The following is a 1,071-nucleotide window of genomic DNA, read 5'->3' as shown; positions in this document are numbered from 1 at the left end:
CGTCCGGTGGGGGTTCGGGTCACTCCGACACCCCGGAACCGGTGATCGTCCACCTCGACACCGACACCACCCCCGAGGACACCGCACTCCACGCCCTCACCCTCGTCCAGAACTGGCTCGCCCAGGACCACCCCACCGGCACCCGCCTCGCCCTCATCACCCACGGCGCACTCGCCACCCACCCCAACGAACCCGTCCCCGCACTCACCCAATCCACCGCCTGGGGCCTCATCCGCACCGCCCAATCCGAACACCCCGGACACTTCACCCTCATCGACACCGACAACACCCCCGCCTCACACCACGCACTCCCCACCGCCCTCACCACCAACGAACCCCAACTCGCCCTCCGCCAAGGCCACATCCTCACCCCCCGCCTCACCAAAACCACCCCCACCACCAACCCCACCACCCTCAACCCCAACGGCACCGTCCTCATCACCGGAGCCACCGGCGCCCTCGGCAAACTCATCGCCGAACACCTCATCACCCACCACCACATCACCCACCTCCACCTCACCAGCCGACGCGGCCCCCAAGCCCCCGACGCCCCCCAACTCCTCACCCACCTCACCAACCTCGGCGCCACCGTCACCCTCACCGCCTGCGACACCACCGACCGCAACGCCCTCCACCACCTCCTCACCACCATGCCCCACCAACACCCCCTCACCGCCGTCATCCACGCCGCCGGCATCCTCCACGACACCACCCTCGAAACCCTCACCCCCCACACCCTCAACCACGTCCTCCACCCCAAAACCCAAGCCGCCCACCACCTCCACGAACTCACCCAGCACCACAACCTCGACGCCTTCATCCTCTTCTCCAGCATCGCCGGCATCATCGGCAACCCCGGCCAAGCCAACTACGCCGCCGCCAACACCTACCTCGACGCCCTCGCCCAACACCGCCACGCCCAAGGACTCCCCGCCACCTCCATCGCCTGGGGCCTATGGGAACAACCCCACGGCATGGCCGCCACCCTCACCACCACCGACCTCGCCCGCCTCGCCCGCACCGGCATCACCCCCCTCACCACCACCGAAGCCCTCACCCACTTCGACACGG

1 protein-coding gene is annotated in these 1,071 nt (G+C 68.8%); it reads left to right on the top strand.

The window, feature by feature from the left end; all coding sequences use genetic code 11:
* Positions 1 to 41 precede the first annotated feature (41 nt).
* On the top strand, positions 42 to 1,071 hold a 1,030-nt coding region (locus ACFV4G_RS43570; protein ID WP_380449229.1), incomplete at its 3' end, for a beta-ketoacyl reductase.

It is taken from the genome of Kitasatospora sp. NPDC059747 (assembly GCF_042732955.1).
Classification (GTDB): Bacteria; Actinomycetota; Actinomycetes; order Streptomycetales; family Streptomycetaceae; genus Kitasatospora.
The sequence above is the reverse complement of the archived record's forward strand: the minus strand, read 5'-3'. Positions and strand labels throughout refer to the sequence as shown.